We start from the raw sequence: 19,715 nt of genomic DNA on the forward strand, positions 1-19,715 counted from the left end.
CTTGAGCGCGACCGCGCGAATGGCCTGGATCCTTCATGACGCGCCCTTACCCACCACGCATGTCGCGTTGCCCGCCGTTAGCCCATCTGTTGGCCAATGTGTCGGCCCTCGTCGTTGCCGCGCTGCTATGCGGCTGCGCGATGGTGCGCGTGAACTCGCTCGGCCCGCAGCAGTACTTTGCCATGCGTCGGGGAGATATTCTCTCGACCGGCCAGTTGAGCGCGGCGACACAGGCCACGTTGCGGGTTGCGGCCCTGGACGAAAGTTCGTGCCAGAGTGCACCGCAAGCGTGTATCGATACGATCGCAACCGTCGGCGGACTCAGTACCGGACAGCGCCTTGCCTGCCTCGCCGAGTTATCGCTCCAGATGGCGCTCGAGCAAACGCCGCCTGCCGGCGCCCCCTGGACCGACGCGCAATTCGATTCGTGGCTCAAGACAGCGCGATACGCGTATGCGTTTCTGTTCCTCGGCCAGCGCACGGCTGGCGAACGGGCCTTCGAGGACCGCCAGACGCAGGTTCGCGACTACTACAACTATGCGGTCCAGGAGCTTGCCGGCGCGCTGTTTCTGCGCGGCACCTCCACTGAAACGACCACCGGCCAGCGCGATCCGGCAAAGCAGTTCATCGCAGGCTGGACCATCCATGTCGACCTGAGAGAGGTCCGGCTGCCCGAGGGCGTACGCGAACTCAGCGAAGTCATTCCCGCCTCGGGGCTGTCGTTCGCGGGACTCCACAGTACCTATCGCCGTGACGGTCTGGGTGCGGATCTGGTTGCGGTCACACAGCCCGCCCAACCCGACCCGGATAGCGCGACGACTAACAACGCAGCGACAACCGCTGAAGACGATGCGAATGCGAACGCAGGCGCAACCATCTGGTTCGCACCCGGCTCGCGTCCATTCAATGAAATGCCTTCGCCGAACGTCACCGCACTGCTGCTGTTCGGCAATGGCACGCTCGAGCAGCTGCTCGATTCGCACGACGTGGTGTTCTCCGCCTACGATCCGTTTCGCGTAGAGAGCGTAGAGATCAATGGCGAGACCGTGCCGCTCGCGGCCAACTTCAGTGCGGGCTACGGCATCTGGCTTGCCCGCTCCGGCTTTGCCAGGCAGTCCTTGCGTTCGCTGCTCGGCCGCACGAGGGGTATCGATCGTCCGCGCATCTACATGATGCAACCGTTCGATCCGGACCGGCGCATCGTGCTGATGTTGCACGGGTTGGCCAGCAGTCCCGAGGCATGGGTCAACGTCGCCAACGACCTTCAGGGTGACGAAATGCTGCGCCAGCATTTCCAGGTCTGGCAGGTCTATTACCCGACCAACGTACCCATTCTCATCAACCTCGCGAGAATTCGGCGGGCGGTACAACTGACACTCGCGCATTTCGATCCCGCAGGCAAGCTGCCGGCTTCGAACGGTATGGTGCTGATCGGGCACAGCATGGGCGGCGTGCTCGCGCGGTTGCTCGTCTCGTCCTCCGACGACGTACTGTGGATAACCATCCAGAACAAGTACCTGCCCGAAGGCGTCGACATCGTGCGCGAGGACGAGCGGCTCGATCGTCTGCTGCGCTTTACGCCGATGCCACAGGTCGAGCGCGCGATCTTCATCGCCACGCCACATCGCGGCACGCCGTTCGCGAGCAATCGCCTGTCTCGCTGGGTCGCAAACCTGGTGCGCCTGCCGCTTGCGCTGTTCAAGGAGATCGACGAGATGCTGCAGAGCGCCACCAACGCGGATAGCACTCAGCGGGCCGGAAAGACCATCCCGATTCCCAACAGCATCGAGCAGTTGCGGGAGACCGATCCGATCATCCAGTCGATTTCACGACTGCCGATCAGCCCCGATGTGTGCTTTCACTCGATCATTGCGCGGCGCCGTGAGACGGGCCCGCTCGAAGATTCCGACGACGGGGTCGTCCCCTATCGCAGCGCGCACCTCGATGGCGCGCTCTCCGAAAAGGTGATCGTTTCGGGACATAGTGTTCAGGAAACTCCTGAGGCGATTTTCGAAATCCGCCGCATTTTGCACGAGGATATCGATGTGTTTGATAACCAGGGCGCACACGAAGGCGCTTGCCGCAGGCACCAGGCTGTGCGTGAGACGCAGTGAATGGCGCCTTCGTCTAGTCTGCCGCCATGCGCTTTCGCGCGGTCATAAAAGGTCCGGTCGGCTGGCGCGCCGGCGCGAAGCGGTCGAAGCCCACGGGGCCGGGCATGTCGATATAAACCGCCTCCATTCCTTGCCGGCTATAGCTTTCATGCCAGAAGCCCGCGCCGCCGCTGTCGCGCAGAAACTCGCCCCACCAGCGCGAATGCGGCGCGCTGCGGGTAAAGGCTTCGAGGCTTTCGAGGTCGCGCCAATACTGGCGGATACCCACATGATTGAGTGCGAACAGGAACTGCTCGCTCGAGAGCAATCCTGCAGGCGGATTCAATTCGATTTGCCGCAAGCCTTTGCCGATGCCGAACAAGGTGGCGATTCCCCGCAGCCGGCGCACGCGAAAGCCAAGAATGATGACCACAAGATTCGGGTACGTGCTGAGGTCGACGGACCTACGGGAAACAGAGGCTTGCATGGGGGCTCCCGGTTGTTTACGCTGTAAGCATAGTCCCGAATGATTACAGTGTAAACAACGAATGAGCGATTCGAATTTGTCCCTCCGTGACCGTCTGGTCGATTGCGCGCTGGCCTTGCTCGAACAGGGCGAAAGCGACGTCAGCCTGCGTGCGGTGGCGCGTGCCGCCGGCGTTTCGGCGATGGCGCCCTATCGCCATTTCGAGGACAAGGCGGCGCTGATGGGCGCCGTCGCGCTCAAGGGCTTTGCCATGCTGGAGGCAGGCGCCGCGCGCGCCAACGAGGCGGGCGACGCGCGCGCAGCGCTCGCCGCGCAGGGCCTGGCCTACGTTGGCTTCGCCCGCGCGCATCCTGCGCTGTTCCGGCTGATGTTCGCGGATGGCGCAGGACTCGCCCTGCCCCATGAAGATTGCCGAAGTGCGTATACGCTGATGGCGCGCCGGGTGGCGGAGCTGGCGCCGCATTGCGTCGAGGGGGGGGCGCTCGCCTGCTGGGGGCTGGTTCACGGTCTGGCGACGCTGGCGCTCGACGGAAGAATTCCGGCCGACCCGGCCGCTGAGCGTGCGGCGATCACGCTGATGACCCACGCGCTGAAGGCCGCACCGCCCGTCCTCATCAATTCCTGAGGCGGCATTCGCAGCACGCGCATTCCCTCTCGCGCGTACGATTGCGTGCAGCGCGATGACGACGAGAGAGGAGCCATGGCGATAGAGGAATCCACGAGCGGCATGCAGCAGTCCGGCCCCAAAGTCGCGCTTGCGCTGCAAGGCGGCGGCTCGCACGGCGCCTTCACGTGGGGCGTGCTCGATCGATTGCTCGAATCGACATCGCAGGGCACGCCGTTCAGCGTCGAGGCGATCAGCGGCGCGAGCGCAGGCGGAATCAACGCGACGCTCTGCGCGGCGGGCCTGGCCAGCGGGGGCGCCACGAAAGCGCGCGAGAGGCTGCGAACCTTCTGGGAAGCGGTGTCGCGCGTCGGGGAGCAGACCGGCAATGCGCTCTTCGGCTTTTCCGAGCCCGGGCCGTTTGGCGGCTGGAATATCGACTGGAGTCCTGGGGCCATATTCTCGGAGATCGTGGGACTCGTCGCTTCGCCTTACAACAATCCCTTCTATCGCGATCCGCTCGGCCCGGTGATCCGCTCCGCGCTCCCGGAATCCGATCTCTCCACGCTCAACGCGAAGAGCGGGAGCCTGCAGCTTTTCATTTGCGCGACCAACGTACGCACCAATCAACGCACCATCTTTACGCAGCCCGAAATTTCCGTCGATGTGCTGCGCGCTTCCGCGTGCCTGCCAAGCGAATTCCGCACCGTGAACGTTCACGGCGTGCCGTACTGGGATGGCGGCTATCTGGGCAATCCGCCTTTGGCGCCGTTGATCGCCCATGCCCAGGACCTGATCCTGATCCTCGTGAATCCGTTCGTACGCCGCGACATGCCGCCGAAAAATGCGCGCGGCATTCTGGACCGGCTCAACGAAATCGGTTTCAACGCTTCCGTCGTGCTGGAGATCAACGCGATCGAAGCGGTCAACCGCGTGCTCGACTCGGTTGGCGAGGAAGCCGCGAGCAAAAGCCGCTTCAAGACCGTCAGGTTTCACCTGATTCGCGACGACGACTTTCTCGCGCAGTTCGGCTTCGTTTCCAAGAGCAGCACGTCCTGGTCGCTACTCAAAACGCTGTTCGAGCGTGGACGCGAGGTGGCGGACGGGTGGCTCAAGAAGGACTACGCGAATCTCGGGCAAGCGTCTTCGCTCAACGTCAAGGATGCGCTGCTCGATCCCACGCTCAAGCAGGTCAGCGGATCGCAAACGCAATAAAGTGCGTGGCGTAACATTCTGGCCTGGATCGGCTGAGCGGGGCCAGTGCGCTGGCCCCGCTCGCCTTGAGGGAGCAGACCAATGCCGTTCGCATATATCGACGTCGAAACAGCCGTGCAGCGCGATGGCTTGCGCATGGTCGTGGTAGGTGGCGTTCCGAGTCCCTGGAGCGAAGCGGCCAAGGGCATTCTGCACATCAAGGGTATCGAGTGGGCTGCCGTGCGACTCGCCTACGACAGCGAGACACTGAAGCAGTGGACCGGGGAACTGAGCGCGCCCGCGCTCATGGTCGGTCAGGAGCGACCGCGCCGCGGTTGGGCGGATATTCTTCTACTCGCGGAGCGGTTGGTGCCCGCACCTTCGTTGTTGCCGGAGGACCCCGCCGAGCGTGCGCTGGCTTTCGGCCTCGCGCATGAACTGTGCGGTGAAAGCGGTTTGGGGTGGTCTCGCCGCCTGATGTACGCGCGACATCTTGCGTTGCCGCTATCGCTGTAGGTGAACGGAGCAAAACCAGGTGAACACAGAATTTGCCAGACTTCCCGTCTACTTCTATGGCTACGACGACATAGAAATTTTTTGCCTGTCTAAAAGAGAGCAACTGGTTCAGGAAAACATCGGTTTGATACTCGGCATCTTGCGCGGAGGCGCCATACCGGCCCTGATGCTTTCGCAGATGTTGGGCCTGCCCGTCGAGTTTGTACACTACGATCGTCGGGAAGCAAAGGCTGAAATCAACAACAACAAAGTGTTTGATCTCGTCGACACCTGCATCAAGGAGGGCAAGAGAATCCTGCTGGTGGACGATGTTGCCGGCGTTGGATATACGCTGGCCAATTGCTACGAGTATTTGCTTTCGTTTGTTAAAGACGAGTCTTTGATCAGGGTTCTGACGTTGGTGCACCACGTAAACAGCAGGACGAAGGCTGATTACTGCCGAGACTGCACCTCCGTGCGCGCAATATTGCCCTGGGAGCGGTATGTCACCAGCCGCCAGTGCCTCGATGATTTCGTGAAGGCGGAAGCGGCACTGCTAGAGGATCAACGCTATAAGAAGACGTTGGCCATCGACGATTCCGCCTACCCGTTGAACTTGAAGCATGAATGGAGGGTGGATTGCCACGTGGAATTCAAAGGTGACCACAACTCACTATTCGATACCATCAAAGCCGTCGGGCCAGAGGAGATTTATTGCAACAACGAATCCCTGATAGGCCTCATTCTGGATGAATTCCCGTTTTCCATAATGTATAAAACAATTAACAACAAGCGATACAGAATAAGTGCCTTTGATCAATGACTGATTCGGCACTCGCCGCCCCTGTCCGGGCGAATGAACTGTTCCAGACGCTGATTGGCCAGAACACGTTCGAGGCCGCAAAGATCGCGTGGCTGTCCATCAGCCGGTGATGCGTCAAGATGTGACCGAAACGCTCGCGTCGATTTCGGCGCCGAAATCCGCGAGCGCCTCATTTCCCAACGATACCACCGAGGTGCACATGCCTATCCCCTACGACCCATCGCGCGACGCGCTCAACTCACCGGAACTCAGGCCGACTGTGTTCACTGCCGGTGGCAACTACGATATTGACGCACTGTGCGCGGAGTTCGCGCGGCTTGCCTATATACGCTACGAGAAAGGCGGCGCTGAACTCCAGCGGCTCGAACAAGCGCTCGCCCTGGTGGGTTTTGAAGGCGCTGCTCCCTTCAACAATGCCGACGACGACACGCATGGCTTCGGCGCAGTGAGGCGCTCCGATGGCCTCGCCGTGCTCGCGTTCCGGGGAACGGAGCCGCAATCGCTTACCGATATCGCTCTCGACCTCGAAGGCAGCTTGTCCGCCTGGACGGAAAGCGCCGGCCAGGTTCATGCTGGATTTGCACGCGCCACCCGCGGCTTGCGCGAAGCAGTCGGCAACTGGTTGAACGAAACCGCGCCGACGAGAAAACAGCTCATCTTGACGGGCCATAGCCTCGGTGCGGCCATCGCGACGCTCTTTGCCAGCCTGTGCACGCCCAACGCCCTCGTGACGATCGGTTCGCCACGCGTCGGCGACGCGGCGTTTGTCGCCACGCTCGCCCATGTCGACATCACGCGCTATGTCGATTGCTGCGATCTCGTCACCGATTTGCCACCGCCCATTGGCGGATACGTTCACGCGGGAGCGTCGAACTACATCACGCGCGAAGGCAAACTGGCACCGCATGCCGACGATGCTTTCGTGCAAGCGGACCGCGCCGCCGCGCGCGACGACTATCTGCTCCAATACGCGTGGCGCATCGGTGACGTCATGGTGCGCGACCTCGCGGATCACGCCCCGATCAACTACGTGAGAAGTCTGGTTCCCTGAAGCGACACGTCGCCGTCAATCAGACTAACCGAGCCCTTTCGCCTCGCTAGTCGCATCCCCCTCACGATGCACGGGCTGCGTCTCCTTCAGGCTCTTCGCGAGCCGCGACGCCTGCAGATAGCCAGGATTCGCAGGCCGCTTCAAGTAACGCCCCGCACCGCGCCGCGCCCGCAGATCGCCGTTCGCCCACACCAGTTCGCCTTGCGAGACCGTATGCGTGGGCACGCCGCGCACCGTCATGCCTTCGAAGACGTTGAAGTCGACGTTCTGATGGTGCGTCTTCACTGAGATCGTGCGCGTGGCCTGCGGATCCCACACGACGAGGTCGGCGTCGGCGCCGACAGCCACCGTACCCTTGCGCGGATACAGGTTGAAGATCTGCGCGGCGTTAGTGGAGGTCACCCGCACGAACTCGTTCGGCGTGAGCCGGCCCGTGTTCACACCCTGGTCCCACAGCACGGCCATGCGGTCTTCCACGCCGCCGCATCCATTCGGAATCCTTGTGAAGTCGTTGCGTCCCATTGCCTTCTGCGAAGCACAGAACACGCAGTGGTCGGTCGCCGTGGTGTGCAGCAGGCCGCCTTGCAGCCCGCGCCAAAGCGCGTCGCGATGCTCTTTCGTACGGAACGGCGGGCTCATGACATGGGCCGCGGCGCGCGTCCAGTCCGGGTCGCGATAGACGGACTCGTCGATCACCAGATGCCCCGCGAGCACCTCGCCGAACACGCGTTGCCCTGCGCTGCGCGCGCGGGCGATGGCTTCGAGCGCGTCTTTCGCCGAAACATGCACGATGTACACCGGCACGCCCAGCACCTGCGCAATGCGAATTGCGCGATTTGCCGCCTCGCCTTCGACCTCGGGCGGCCTCGAAAGCGGATGCGCCTCGGGCCCCGTGAAGTCGCGCGCGAGCAACTGCCGCTGCAACTGGAAGACGAGTTCGCCGTTTTCCGCATGCACGGTAGGCAAAGCGCCCAGTTCGAGCGAGCGAGCGAAGCTGTTCACGAGAATCTCGTCGTCGGCCATGATGGCGTTCTTGTACGCCATGAAGTGCTTGAAGCTCGACACGCCGTGTTCGTTCACGAGCAGGCCCATGTCGCGATGCACGCTATCGTCCCACCACGTGACCGCTACGTGAAAGCCATAGTCGGCGGCAGCTTTTTCGGCCCAGCCGCGCCACTCGCGAAACGCGTCCATGAGCGGCTGCTTCGGGTTCGGAATCACGAAATCGATGATCGACGTCGTGCCGCCCGCCAGGCCCGCCGCCGTGCCCGTGTAAAAGTCGTCGCTCGCTGTCGTGCCCATGAACGGCAGCTCCATGTGCGTATGCGGGTCGATGCCGCCCGGCATCACATACTGGCCGCCCGCGTCGACCACGGTCGCGCCCGCGGGCGCGTCGAGGTTTTCGCCCACGGCCTGGATCACGCCGCTTTCGCAGAGCACGTCCGCGCGCCAGCTCTTGTCCGCATTGACGACGGTGCCGCCTCGAATCAGGATCGCCATGATGCCAAGTCTCCTTCAGTTGAACGAATTCGCGCTGCCACAACTCACGCGTTTGCCACGCTCGGGCGCCGGCTCTTGCCGAGCTTCATCATCACGCCGTAGACGAGCGCCGCGATGGCGAGCCCCACGAACCACGCATAGGTGTAAATGCTTTTGAATGCGTCGGGCACGGAGGGAAACACATTCGGGAACGCGGTGTAGAGAAAGCCCGGCAGATTGGGCAGCACCCCTAAGACCAGCGCGACGACGGCTGCCAGGTTCCAGCCATTCGAGTAGGCATATTCGCCGTTCTCCTCGAATAGCTCCGCAGTATTCAGGCGCGTGCCGCGAACGAGGAAGTAATCGACGATGAGAATGCCCGCCACGGGTCCGAGCAGCGCCGAGTAGCCGACGAGCCAGGTGAAAATGTAGCCCTGCGTGGTGGCGAGAATCTTCCACGGCATCATGACGATGGCGATACCCGCGGTGATGAGCCCACCCGCCTTGTACGAGATCGCCTTGGGCCAGAGGCTCGAAAAATCGTAGGCCGGCCCGACGAGATTCGCGGCGAGATTGCAGCACATCGTGTCGAGCGTGAGGATGACGAGCGCAATGCCCACGCCCACGCCTTCCACGCGGCTCGTGAGATCGATAGGATCCCAGATCGCCTTGCCGTAGATCACCACCGTGGCCGAAGTCACGACGACCGAGACCACCGAAAGCAGCGCCATCGGAATCGGCAGGCCGATGGCCTGCCCCACGAACTGGTCCTTTTGCGTTTTAGCGAAGCGCGTGAAGTCGGGGATGTTGAGCGCGAGCGTGGCCCAGAAGCCCACCATGGCCGTGAGACTCGGCCAGAACGTCGCCCAGAAGAGCCCCGCCTTCTTGCCGCCAGCGGCGAACTGGGAAGGCTGCGAGAGCATCGAACCCACGCCGCCCGCCTTCGAACAGGCCCACCACACGAGCACCACGCACATCACGACCTTGATGGGCGCGGACCAGCTTTCGAGCCAGCGGATCGAATCGGTACCGTGCAGGATGAAATAGAGCTGCAGCACCCAGAACACAAGGAAGCACGCGCCCTGGCCGATCGAGATGCCGAGAAACGGCAGCGCGTCGCCCACCAGCGCGTTGTGCGTGAGGATATTGGCGAGCGTATAGATGGCGCTGCCGCCAAGCCACGACTGGATACCGTACCAGCCGCACGCCACGATGGCGCGCAGCATGGCGGGCAGCTTCGCGCCCTGCGTGCCGAACGAGGAGCGCACCAGCACCGCGTAGGGAATGCCGTATTTCGTGCCGGCGTGGCCGATCAGCAGCATCGGCACGAGCACGATGAGATTGCCGAGCAGCACCGTGAGCACGGACTGCCACGGCGACATGCCCTGCTCGGTGAGCCCGGCCGCGAGCATGTACGAGGCGATGTTCATCACCATGCCCACCCAGAGCGCCGCGAAGTGATACCAGCGCCACGTGCGCTGCGCTGCGCCGGTGGGCGCGAGATCGTCGTTGTATAACTCGCTTTCGGCGCGGCGCACGCTCGCGTCGCCTGTCAATGGCTGACTCATGGTTGCAGTTCTCCGTGGCTTGTCGTTGGTCTGGTTCGGTTCGGCTCAGTGCTGTTTCGATGCGTCAGGCGGCTTTCGGATCGGCCACGCGCGCCGGGTTGTTGGGATGCGTGGTCCAGTTCGCGTAGCGGGCCGAGTCGACGCGCTCCATCGTGATGCATTGGTCGACCGGGCAGACATGCATGCATAAATTGCACCCGACGCAGTTTGCGTCGACCACCTCGAAGTGACGCTTGCCGTCGCGCGTGGCCGTAATGGCCTGATGCGAGGTGTCCTCGCAGGCGATATGGCAGAGCCCGCACTGGATGCAGCGGTCCTGATCGATGCGCGCCTTGATGTCGTAGTTGAGGTTCAGGTACTGCCAGTCGGTGACGTTGGGCACGGCGCGGCCGCGAATGGCGTCGAGATTCGCGTAGCCCTTGTCGTCCATCCAGTTGGAGAGGCCGTCGATCATATCGCTGACGATTCGGAATCCGTAGTGCATCGCGGCGGTGCAGACCTGCACGCTTCCCGCGCCCAGCACGATGAATTCGGCGGCGTCACGCCAGTCGGAAATCCCGCCGATGCCGGAGATGGGCAAGCCGTGCGTTTGCGGGTCGCGCGCGATTTCCGCGACCATGTGCAGTGCTATGGGCTTCGCTGCGGGGCCGCAGTAGCCGCCGTGCGTGCCTTTTCCATCCACGGTCGGCAGCGGCGCCATCACGTCGAGATCGACGCCCACGATCGAGTTGATCGTATTGATGAGCGAGACGCCGTCCGCGCCGCCCTTCATCGCCGCGCGCGCGCCGTGGCGTATGTCGGTCACGTTAGGTGTCAGTTTCACGAGACAAGGCAGGCGCGTGCCCTCCTTCACCCAACGCGTGACCATTTCGATGTATTCGGGCACCTGCCCCACGGCCGCGCCCATGCCGCGCTCGCTCATGCCATGCGGGCAGCCGAAATTGAGCTCCACCGCATCGGCGCCGGTATCTTCCACCTGCGGCAGGATCCACTTCCAGTCCTGCTCGGTGCACGGCACCATCAGCGAGACGATGAGCGCCCGGTCTGGCCAGTCGCGCTTCACCTGCGCGATTTCCTTGAGGTTCACGTCGAGCGGGCGGTCGGTAATGAGCTCGATATTGTTCAACCCCGCAATGCGCTGACCGCGCCACGTGGTGGCGCCATAGCGCGAGCTCACGTTCACCACGTGCGGGTCGAGCCCGAGTGTTTTCCAGACCACGCCGCCCCAGCCCGCCTCGAAGGCGCGGTTGACGTTGTAGGCCTTGTCGGTGGGTGGCGCGGAGGCAAGCCAGAACGGGTTCGGCGATTCAATGCCGGCAATCGTGCAACGCAGGTCGGCCATGATGCAACTCCTTCGTATTGTCTGGATTCGGTGTGTTGCTCGCCTGGATCGAGCTGCGCAGTTCAAGCGGCTTTAGCGGACTGACTCGCGAGGTAGCGGTCGATCGCGCGCGCGGCGAGCTTGCCGTCCTGCACGGCCTGCACGGTGAGATCGGTTGCGCCATGGGCTGCGCAGTCGCCGCCTGCGAATACGCCTTCGATGGAGGTCGCACCATCCGCATCCACGGCAATGCGCGCGCCGCCCGCGGCAAGTTGCAGGGCATCGAGACCAACCAGACCTTCTGGCAAGAGCTTTTGGCCAATGGCTTTCAGGACCATGTCGGCTTCTACACGCACAATCTCGCCGGTGCCGCGCAACGCGCCGCCCGCATCGAGCGCGGTGCGCTCGAACTCCACGGCCTGCACGCAGGTGTCGCCGGTAATGCGCAACGGCTTCATCCATTCGACCAGCACCACGCCCTGCGCGCGTGCGAATTCCTGTTCCGCCCAAGTGGCGCTCATCTGCGCCGCGCCGCGGCGATACGCAAGCGTCACCTGCTCGGCGCCCAATTTGCGGCTTTGCACGGCGGCATCGATGGCCGTATTGCCGCCGCCGATCACCACCACCTTGCGGCCCACCGCAAGCGTAGAAAGATCGTCGGCTTCGCGCAGGCGTGCGATAAATTCCACCGCATCGCGCACGCCATCGAGCGCTTCGCCTTCAATGGAAAGCGATTGCGTGCCGCCGAGGCCCACGCCAATGAACACGGCGTCATACGCGGCCCGCAGCTCCGTAAGCGTGACATCGCGGCCAAGCCGCTGGCCCTGACGTATTTCGATCCCGTCGATGGAAAGCAGCCAATGCACTTCGCGTTGCGCAAAATCGTCGACGACCTTGTACGCCGCGATGCCGTATTCGTTGAGCCCGCCCGGCTTTTCGCCGGCGTCGAACACGCTCACGCGATGCCCGGCGAGCGCAAGCGTATGCGCGCAGGCAAGCCCCGCCGGTCCGGCCCCGACCACGGCCACGCGCCTTCCCGTCTCGCTCGCGCGTTTGAAGAGCGCTGGCGCGCCGGTGGCTTCGCGCGCCATCTGAAAGTCGGTGGCATGACGCTGCAGTGCGCCGATCTGAACTGGTTCGCGATCCTGATGATTCCGGACACACGCGCCTTCGCAGAGGATTTCGGTTGGGCACACGCGCGCACACGTGCCGCCCAGCGGATTCGCGCTCAATATGTCGCGCGCCGCGCCCTTGAGATTGCCATTGCCGATCTTGCGGATAAAGCCCGGAATGTCGATGCCGGTCGGGCAAGCCGCGACGCAGGGCGCGTCGTAACAGTAGTGGCAGCGGTCGGCGGCGATGACGGCTGCATTGTTGGAGAGTGGCGGCGCGACGTCGGCAAAGTTGCAGCCAAGCTGTTCGGCCGTGAGGCGGCCAGGCGCGATGCCGTCGGCGGCATTCGAGTTGGGCTGGGACATCCGGATGCTCCTTGCGAGGCAAAACACGGGTCCGCCGGCTGTGCGCGACGCGCGCAGCCGGTACGTGGGGACAACGGGAAAGCAAACGCGGCTCTCAGGCCGCTTGCGTTAGCGTCAAAGGCGTCAGCCTGGTTCGCTCGCGCGTTCGAGCATGGCGTGCAGCAGCACGTTCGCGCCCGCCTCGATCCATTCGATCGTCGCGTCCTCGACTTCGTTGTGACTGATGCCGTCGATGCATGGCACGAACACCATCGAAGTCGGCGCGACCGTCGCGAGATAGCACGCGTCGTGGCCCGCGCCCGAAACGATCTCGCGGTTCGAGTAGCCAAAGCGCTCCGCCGCCGCGCGCACGGAGTTCACGCAGGCCTTGTCGAACGGCACCGGTGCGTAATAGAAAATCTGTTCGACCTGCGTTTCGAGCTTGCCTTGCCCGGCAATCCTTTCAATTCCTTCACGCAGCTCGGCGTCCATCTGCGCGAGCACGTCGTCCTGCGGATGGCGGAAATCGATGGTAAAGAACACGCGGCCCGGAATCACGTTGCGAGAATTCGGATGCACCTGCATCATGCCGACCGTCGCGCAGGCCAGCGGCGCATGGCGCAGGCCAATTTCGTTGACGAGCTGCACGACTCGCGAGGCGCCTAGCAGCGCGTCACGACGGCGCGGCATGGGCGTCGGGCCCGCGTGCGCTTCCTGCCCCGTGAGCACGACTTCGTACCAGCGCTGTCCCTGCGCGTCCGTGACGACGCCGATGGTCTTGTTTTCGGCTTCCAGTATCGGCCCCTGCTCGATATGCAGTTCGAACGCCGCGTGAATCTTGCGCCCGCCGCACGGCAGTTCGCCCGCATAGCCGATGCGCTGCAACTCCTCGCCGATGGTCTTGCCATCGACATCCTTGCGCGAGAGCCCGTAGTCGAGCGTAAAGACGCCTGCAAACACGCCCGAGGCGACCATGGCCGGCGCGAAACGCGAGCCTTCCTCGTTGGTCCAGATCACGGTTTCGACGGGGCGCTCGGTTTGAATGCCGTGATCGTTGAGCGAGCGGATCACCTCGAGCCCGCCCAGCACGCCATAGATGCCGTCGAAGCGCCCGCCGGTGGGCTGGGAATCGGCGTGCGAGCCGGTCATCACCGGCGGCAGGTCGTTGTTGCGCCCCGCGCGGCGCATGAACACGTTGCCCATCTGGTCGACGCTCACTGTGCAGCCCGCCTCCTTCGCCCATTGGACGATGAGATCGCGCCCTGACTTGTCGAGATCGGTGAGCGCGAGACGGCATACGCCGCCCTTGGGCGTGGCGCCGATTTTCGCCATCTCCATCAGGCTGTCCCACAAACGCTGGCCGTTCACGTGAATCGCGGTCGTCAGCGCGGCTTCGCTTACTGCGTTCATGCGTGTTCTCCTGTCCGTGTTCGTCAAACGTGCATTGGTGCCACCTTCTGGGGCGGGAAGAGCCATGGCGGTGCACGCTCGAATGGCGCTTCGCGACTCCCGAAACCTCGCCCCGCGAATCCTGTCCGATTGGACAGGTTGTAGACGATAAACTTTGCGAATTCAATGCGGTGTTACCAGCGAGAACCGTGCCATCGATGCTGCAGTGCGCGAAAACGCCCACGCGCTCCGTGCGTTTTCCCCGAGGGCGGTGAATGCACGAGGCGCTTACATCGTGGCTACAATGAAGCCGACATGGGCGCGCCAGCCGTGCGCCGCCTTTTCCCTTCTGAACGGACCGACCATCATGCGCGACGACGAACCCACCACGCGAGCCGCGACCCGCGCGATGCGCGTCGCGGCGCTGATGCGGGAGGCCGCTGACGCAACGCACAAGCCGCGCCGGCGCAAAGCCGCCATTCGCGAGTCGAACGAAGCGCATCTGCTTGCCTGCGCGGAAGCCGTGTTCGCCGAGCGCGGCTTCGAAGGCGCGAGCACGGCGCTGATCGCGGAGCGCGCGGGCCTGCCGAAGGCCAATCTGCACTACTACTTTCCGACCAAGCTCGCGCTCTACTGGCGCGTGCTCGACGATCTGTTCGAGGAATGGAACGCGGCCGCCAACACTTTCGACGCGAGCGACGATCCGGTCAAGGCCATTGGCGGTTACGTGCGCGCGAAGATGGAACTCTCGCGGCGCAGGCCGCTCGGGTCGAAAGTGTGGGCGAACGAGATCATCAGCGGTGCGACGCATATGCAGGACATCCTGCTCAAGCGTGTGAGGCCCTGGATGGAAACGCGCGTGAAGCTGATCGACCGATGGATTGCGGAAGGTTTGCTCGCCCCCGTCGATCCGAAAACGCTGCTATTCATGATCTGGGCGACCACGCAGCACTACGCCGATTTCGAGGCGCAAATTCGCGCGCTCTCGGGCAAGCGCGCGCTTTCATCGGCGGGGTTCGAGGCGAGCACCGAGGAAGTGGTGCAATTGATTTTGCGCGCGTGTGGAGCGCGCTCGCCTGGGCTTTGAGCGAAGCGCGCCCTCGCTCCGAGGATTTCTGCGGCCGTTATCTCAGCGGCAAAACTCCGAAGGCGCGACGCCGAAATGCCGCTTGAACATCGCAGCAAACGCGCTCTGGCTCCTGTAGCCGTGACCGAGCGGCGTGGCGCTCGCCGGCGTGCTGCTCGCGCAAACGTGGCGCGCGCCGCTTGCCTCCCTTTTTCCGCCCGATTCCAAAACGAACGATGGCGCGAAATATTAAAACCATGGCGCCCAATCGGAAATGCGAGATCCGCGTTTGCCGTATCGTGCGATTTCGATCATGAACCCAGTACCGACGACACTTCGCGTGAAGAATCACGACATGACGGTCGGGCCGCGACAGCATTCTCCGCCCCGCTACGCGAGGTGATCGTCTTCCCTGCACGGACCGGCACGGCGGCTGAAAGCGATCACCATTTCCTTAGGATCACGTATGAACGATATTGCAGGATACGACTTCGAAGACCTCGCACCAGGGATGAGCGCGAGCTTCGCCAAGACCATTACCGACGCGGATATCGTGCTGTTCGCCGGCGCTTCGGGCGACAACAACGCCGTGCACATCGATGAAGAGTTCTCGCGCAAAACGCGCAGCCGTTGCGCCGGCTGTATTGCATGAAGCCGGCGCGCGCTACTGGGAACAGCAGTGGGCGCTGTGGACGAACATGCTGAACCCGCAGGCGGCAGCCAGTCAGGCATGCCGCGACCCACGGTTTCGGGCGAACGAATGGACCAGCAACGTCTGGTACAACCTGCTCCGGCAGAGCTACCTGGCCAACGCGGGCCTGCTCGAAGACATGGTCGGCGCGACAGGCTATGACGAGAGCGAAAAGCACAGGCTGCGCTTTTTCATGCGCCAGTTCATCGATGCGGCGAGCCCCACCAACTATGCCGCGACCAATCCCGAAGCGATCCGTACGGCCATCGAGTCGAACGGCGAAAGCCTTCGTACGGGCATGACGAATCTGTTTGGAGACCTCGCGCGCGGCACCATTACGATCACCGACGAAGCCGCTTTCGAAGTGGGTCACAACGTTGCCGTGTCCAAAGGCGCGGTGGTCTTCGAGAACGCCCTGTTTCAGCTAATCCAGTACGCCCCGCTCGGCACGCACGTAGTAAAGCGTCCTTTGCTGATCGTGCCGCCTTGCATCAACAAGTTCTATATTCTCGACCTTCGGCCCGAAAACTCGTTTGTGCGCTTCGCCGTCGAGCAGGGACAAACGGTCTTCATGGTGTCGTGGCGCAACCCCGATGCGGACACTGCGCATACGACCTGGGACGACTATCTGGAAATGGGCGTGATGCAGGCAATCGATGTTGCGCTTGCGATCACCGGTGCGGACAAGGTCAACACGGTAGGCTGGTGTGTGGGCGGAACGATCCTCTCTTCGGCGCTTGCGGTGTTACGCGCGCGCGAAGAAGAGAAGGTTGCGAGCCTGACGCTTCTGACGACCATGCTCGACCTCACCGATCCGGGCGATCTCGGCGTGTTCATCGACGAGCAAACCGTGTTGCAGCGTGAGCGTTCGATAGGCAGTGGCGGCATCTACCCGGGCCGAGAACTCGGCTTCGTGTTCCAGATGCTGCGCGCCAACGATCTGATCTGGCCTAATGTGATCAACCACTATCTGAAGGGAAAGAGCCCGGCGGCGTTCGACCTGCTCTACTGGAACGCAGACAGCACCAATCTGGCCGGCCCGATGTACACCTGGTACCTGCGCAATATGTACCTCGAAAACACCCTGCGCGAGCCCGGCAAGCTCACCATGTGCGGCGTGCCGGTCGACCTCGGCCGTGTCGACATGCCGGCCTACATGCTGGCGACCCAGGAGGATCACATCGTGCCGTGGAAATCGGCGTGGCGCAGCACCCGGCTTCTTGGCGGCGAAAACCAGTTCGTGCTGGGGGCGAGCGGACACATCGCCGGCGTCATTAATCCGGCGACGAAGAACAAACGGAGCTATTGGGTCAACGGCGGGGTCAACGGCGGGGTCGACGGCGTGAACGGCAATCCTGAAAGTGACGCTGATGAGTGGTTCGCATCCGCGCAGCAGACTTCGGGCAGCTGGTGGACTCACTGGATCGCGTGGCTGCGGCCGCATGCGGGTGGTCAAGTCAAGGCGCGCACGAAGCTGGGAAGTACGAAGTTTCGGTCGATCGAGCCCGCACCTGGCCGTTACGTCAAGGCGCGGGCGAATTGAGTCCACTCGCACGCGAAGTCATTGCATGTACTACGTTTTCCTGATTATCTTCCAGTGACCCAATACAAGCTGATGCGCACTGAATCATTCGCTGCGCATCCTTTATCGAAATCCATGAACGGGTTGAAACGCTGAACGCGATTTACTGACTACACTCCAGATACACGCGCTCACAGAGCACGACCTCCCGATTGCGGCGTGGCTTCATTATCGGTCACTTTATGCGCCGCGATTCACGCCATCGCGGCGCGATGTCTATGGGAAGCCCAGCGCATGTTCAACAACCGGATTCGCGTAGCATTGCTGGGTCTTTTCGTCACCGCAATTGCGCCCGCCAGTCACGCGCAATACACGACCGACTGGCTCGCCAACAGCTTCGGCACGCTCGCCGCACACGTCGGTAACGGCGCGCGCTCGTTGTGGGTCTCGCCCGAGGGTGTCATCTATACGTCATCGCGCTGGGACGAAAACGCGGGCGGCGTCGCGCTCTATCAGAACGGCGCAACGCTCGGCACCATCGGCGCGCACGACGAGTTCCAGGGCAGTGCGATCACGGGCAACGCGACGTCGATCTTCGTCGCGCTCGGTTATAGCCGGGCGTTCGGCAGCGGATCGGTGGGCCGCTACAGCCGAAGTTCGAAAACACGCGACCTTCGCATTGCCGTGAGCACGTGGACCGGCATCCAGAACGCGGACGTGATCACCGGCCTCGCGACAGCGGGCACACTCCTCTACGCCAGCGACTATTACGGCAACCGCGTACGGGTGTACACGACCGACGGCGTCTGGCAGCGCGACATCGGCGTCCAGCAACCCGGCGCACTCGCGGTCGACGGTGCGGGCAACGTCTGGGTCGCGCGCGCAAACGTCGGCGTGATCGCGCAGTTCAGCCCGGCTGGCGCGCCGATGAACACGATCCAGATGGCCGCGGGCGCCCGGCCATCGGCACTCGATTTCGACGCGCCGACGAACCAGCTGCTGGTTGGCGACGAGGGGCCCGACATGAACATCAAGTGTTATGCCCTGACCGGGGTGCCGGCGCTGGTCGGCACGTTCGGCGTGCAGGGCGGCTATCTCGACACCACGACGGGCATCAAGGGGCAGGTCGGCGACAAGCGCTTCACGCGCGTCGCCGGTATCGGCAAAGACGCCGCCGGCAATCTGTACGTGCTCAACAACGCATGGGGCGGCGACTGGGACATGGGCCGCAACGGCAGCACCGACATTCATTCGTACAACTCATCGGGCACGCTGCAGTGGACCTTGCAGGCACTCAACTTCGAGGCGATCGCGGCGCCCGACCCGGCAACCGACGGTGCGAACTTCTACAGCGGCAACAACATCTACACGGGGACATCGGGCGGCACGTTCGTAGCCAACACGATCGATCCGTTCAGCTGGCCGGCCGACCCGCGCCTGAATATGAACGACTATCAGCGCGGCCAGCTGTTCGCGCAACTCGTGGTGGTGGGCGGCAACCGCATTCTCGTCGCCTCCGGGCAGAATCCCGACACCTTCAACTTCTTTCATTTCCAGCCGTCGAGCGGGTACATTGCCATTCCCGACGGCTCGATCCCGGGCAACGCGTTCAATACGAATACGAAGGTGACGGGCGGCTTCGCGATCGACGGCAATGGCGACGTCTGGGCCGGCCTCGACCGGACCAACCAGATCTCCCATTACCCGCTAACGGGCTTCGACGCGAACGGCAAGCCATCATGGGGAGCCGCCAGCGCGATCCAGATCCCGCGGACCGTGCGCCCGCTCACGCGCATCATCTACCAGTCGGACAGCGACACGATGATCCTCGCGCAAGGCATTGCCGGGAGCTGGGACTGGACAGCCATGAACGGACACATCGAGATCTATCACGGCTGGAAAGCGGGCAACGTGAGCGCGCCGGGCCCGGTGATCGATCTCACCAGCGCAAATCCGAAATCGATCGCGGCGGCGGGCCACTACCTGTTCGTGGGCTATGTGCATACAGTGCCGAATATCGACGTGTTCGACCTCGACACCGGCAGTCTCGTCACGACATTGACGAACTCGAACGCGTCGGCGATGGATGTCGGCAACGACGTGGATTCGATGTACGGCATTCGCGCGTACCTGCGCTCGACCGGCGAATACGTCGTCACGAAAGACAATTACAACGGATCGAGCGTCGTGGTCTATCACTGGCACCCGTGACCCCTGTCCTTGAAGGCTCAGGTTTACCCACATCTCGGAATGGCGCTGCTTGTAAACTGCCGCTCACGATGTTAACTTTTCGCTCGTGCGATGTCCCCGAAGCGAGGAGCGGCATTGTCGGACGCGAACAATGACGATGATTGGGCGAATGATGAGTTTGGTGCGGCGCAGTTGGGCGACGCTCGCCTGACGCAGCGTTTGATCGCACTCGCGCGACAACTCTCGCACGCTCCGCAATGTTCGTTTCCGCAGTCCCTGGATGCC

Annotated in this window: 16 protein-coding genes and 2 pseudogenes; 11 read left to right on the forward strand and 7 right to left on the reverse strand. The window is 63.0% G+C overall.

Annotation, left to right across the window (positions count from 1 at the left end):
• Positions 1-35: 35 nt before the first annotated feature.
• On the forward strand, positions 36-2,114 hold the full coding sequence (locus M3I56_RS14800; protein WP_254354588.1) for a triacylglycerol lipase: 2,079 nt from the start codon (positions 36-38) through the stop codon (positions 2,112-2,114).
• Between the two features lie 13 nt (positions 2,115-2,127).
• Here the strand turns inward: M3I56_RS14800 and M3I56_RS14805 are convergent, their stop codons facing one another.
• Positions 2,128-2,580, reverse strand: coding sequence for a monooxygenase family protein (locus M3I56_RS14805; protein ID WP_254354589.1), 453 nt, complete (start codon positions 2,578-2,580; stop codon positions 2,128-2,130).
• A gap of 61 nt (positions 2,581-2,641) precedes the next feature.
• On the opposite strand from M3I56_RS14805, the gene M3I56_RS14810 reads away from it, so the two are divergent.
• The 5 genes from M3I56_RS14810 to M3I56_RS14830 all read left to right on the forward strand — a co-directional run bounded on the left by M3I56_RS14810 (position 2,642) and on the right by M3I56_RS14830 (position 6,747).
• Complete coding sequence (locus M3I56_RS14810; protein WP_254354590.1) at positions 2,642-3,205, forward strand: TetR/AcrR family transcriptional regulator; 564 nt, start codon at positions 2,642-2,644, stop codon at positions 3,203-3,205.
• A 75-nt stretch (positions 3,206-3,280) separates the two neighbouring features.
• Positions 3,281-4,399, forward strand: coding sequence for a patatin-like phospholipase family protein (locus tag M3I56_RS14815; RefSeq protein WP_254354591.1), 1,119 nt, complete (start codon positions 3,281-3,283; stop codon positions 4,397-4,399).
• An 81-nt stretch (positions 4,400-4,480) separates the two neighbouring features.
• Positions 4,481-4,894 (forward strand): hypothetical protein, encoded by a 414-nt coding sequence (locus M3I56_RS14820; RefSeq protein ID WP_254354592.1) that lies wholly within the window; start codon positions 4,481-4,483, stop codon positions 4,892-4,894.
• A 19-nt stretch (positions 4,895-4,913) separates the two neighbouring features.
• Positions 4,914-5,696 carry a phosphoribosyltransferase family protein gene (locus tag M3I56_RS14825; protein ID WP_254354593.1) on the forward strand — a complete coding sequence of 261 codons (783 nt, stop codon included), beginning with the start codon at positions 4,914-4,916 and terminating at the stop codon, positions 5,694-5,696.
• Positions 5,697-5,895: 199 nt separating this feature from the next.
• Positions 5,896-6,747 carry a lipase family protein gene (locus M3I56_RS14830; RefSeq protein WP_254354594.1) on the forward strand — a complete coding sequence of 284 codons (852 nt, stop codon included), beginning with the start codon at positions 5,896-5,898 and terminating at the stop codon, positions 6,745-6,747.
• A gap of 24 nt (positions 6,748-6,771) precedes the next feature.
• On the opposite strand, the gene hydA is transcribed toward M3I56_RS14830, so the two are convergent.
• The 5 genes from hydA to M3I56_RS14855 form a co-directional block, all read right to left on the reverse strand.
• Positions 6,772-8,247 (reverse strand): dihydropyrimidinase, encoded by a 1,476-nt coding sequence (gene hydA, locus M3I56_RS14835; protein ID WP_254354595.1) that lies wholly within the window; start codon positions 8,245-8,247, stop codon positions 6,772-6,774.
• 44 nt (positions 8,248-8,291) lie between these two features.
• A complete protein-coding gene (locus M3I56_RS14840) occupies positions 8,292-9,794 on the reverse strand; it encodes an NCS1 family nucleobase:cation symporter-1 (RefSeq protein ID WP_254354596.1) in 1,503 nt (500 codons plus the stop codon).
• A 64-nt stretch (positions 9,795-9,858) separates the two neighbouring features.
• The gene (gene preA, locus M3I56_RS14845) at positions 9,859-11,136 is read right to left on the reverse strand and encodes an NAD-dependent dihydropyrimidine dehydrogenase subunit PreA (protein WP_254354597.1); all 1,278 of its coding nucleotides are present in this window, start codon (positions 11,134-11,136) and stop codon (positions 9,859-9,861) included.
• Between the two features lie 62 nt (positions 11,137-11,198).
• On the reverse strand, positions 11,199-12,593 hold the full coding sequence (locus M3I56_RS14850) for an NAD(P)-dependent oxidoreductase (RefSeq protein ID WP_254354598.1): 1,395 nt from the start codon (positions 12,591-12,593) through the stop codon (positions 11,199-11,201).
• A 123-nt stretch (positions 12,594-12,716) separates the two neighbouring features.
• Positions 12,717-13,982 carry a Zn-dependent hydrolase gene (locus tag M3I56_RS14855; RefSeq protein ID WP_254354599.1) on the reverse strand — a complete coding sequence of 422 codons (1,266 nt, stop codon included), beginning with the start codon at positions 13,980-13,982 and terminating at the stop codon, positions 12,717-12,719.
• Positions 13,983-14,328: 346 nt separating this feature from the next.
• Here M3I56_RS14855 and M3I56_RS14860 point away from each other — a divergent pair, with 346 nt between their 5' ends.
• On the forward strand, positions 14,329-15,048 hold the full coding sequence (locus tag M3I56_RS14860) for a TetR/AcrR family transcriptional regulator (protein ID WP_375541727.1): 720 nt from the start codon (positions 14,329-14,331) through the stop codon (positions 15,046-15,048).
• A 42-nt stretch (positions 15,049-15,090) separates the two neighbouring features.
• Here the strand turns inward: M3I56_RS14860 and M3I56_RS14865 are convergent.
• Positions 15,091-15,177 (reverse strand): annotated as a pseudogene (locus M3I56_RS14865) (AraC family transcriptional regulator); the annotation flags it as partial.
• A gap of 316 nt (positions 15,178-15,493) precedes the next feature.
• On the opposite strand from M3I56_RS14865, the pseudogene M3I56_RS14870 reads away from it, so the two are divergent.
• From M3I56_RS14870 to M3I56_RS14885, 4 genes and pseudogenes are all read left to right on the forward strand, one after another.
• A pseudogene (locus tag M3I56_RS14870) lies at positions 15,494-15,649 on the forward strand (MaoC/PaaZ C-terminal domain-containing protein); the annotation flags it as partial.
• Positions 15,627-17,261 (forward strand): class I poly(R)-hydroxyalkanoic acid synthase, encoded by a 1,635-nt coding sequence (gene phaC, locus M3I56_RS14875; RefSeq protein WP_254354600.1) that lies wholly within the window; start codon positions 15,627-15,629, stop codon positions 17,259-17,261. The pseudogene M3I56_RS14870 and the gene phaC, both read left to right, overlap by 23 nt.
• 273 nt (positions 17,262-17,534) lie before the next feature.
• Positions 17,535-19,451, forward strand: coding sequence for an SMP-30/gluconolaconase/LRE-like region family protein (locus M3I56_RS14880; protein ID WP_254354601.1), 1,917 nt, complete (start codon positions 17,535-17,537; stop codon positions 19,449-19,451).
• Positions 19,452-19,541: 90 nt separating this feature from the next.
• Positions 19,542-19,715: transposase (locus tag M3I56_RS14885; RefSeq protein ID WP_254354611.1), on the forward strand; the 174-nt coding region annotated here is incomplete at its 3' end.

The organism is Paraburkholderia sp. CNPSo 3281, from assembly GCF_024206515.1.
Classification (GTDB): Bacteria; Pseudomonadota; Gammaproteobacteria; order Burkholderiales; family Burkholderiaceae; genus Paraburkholderia; species Paraburkholderia nodosa.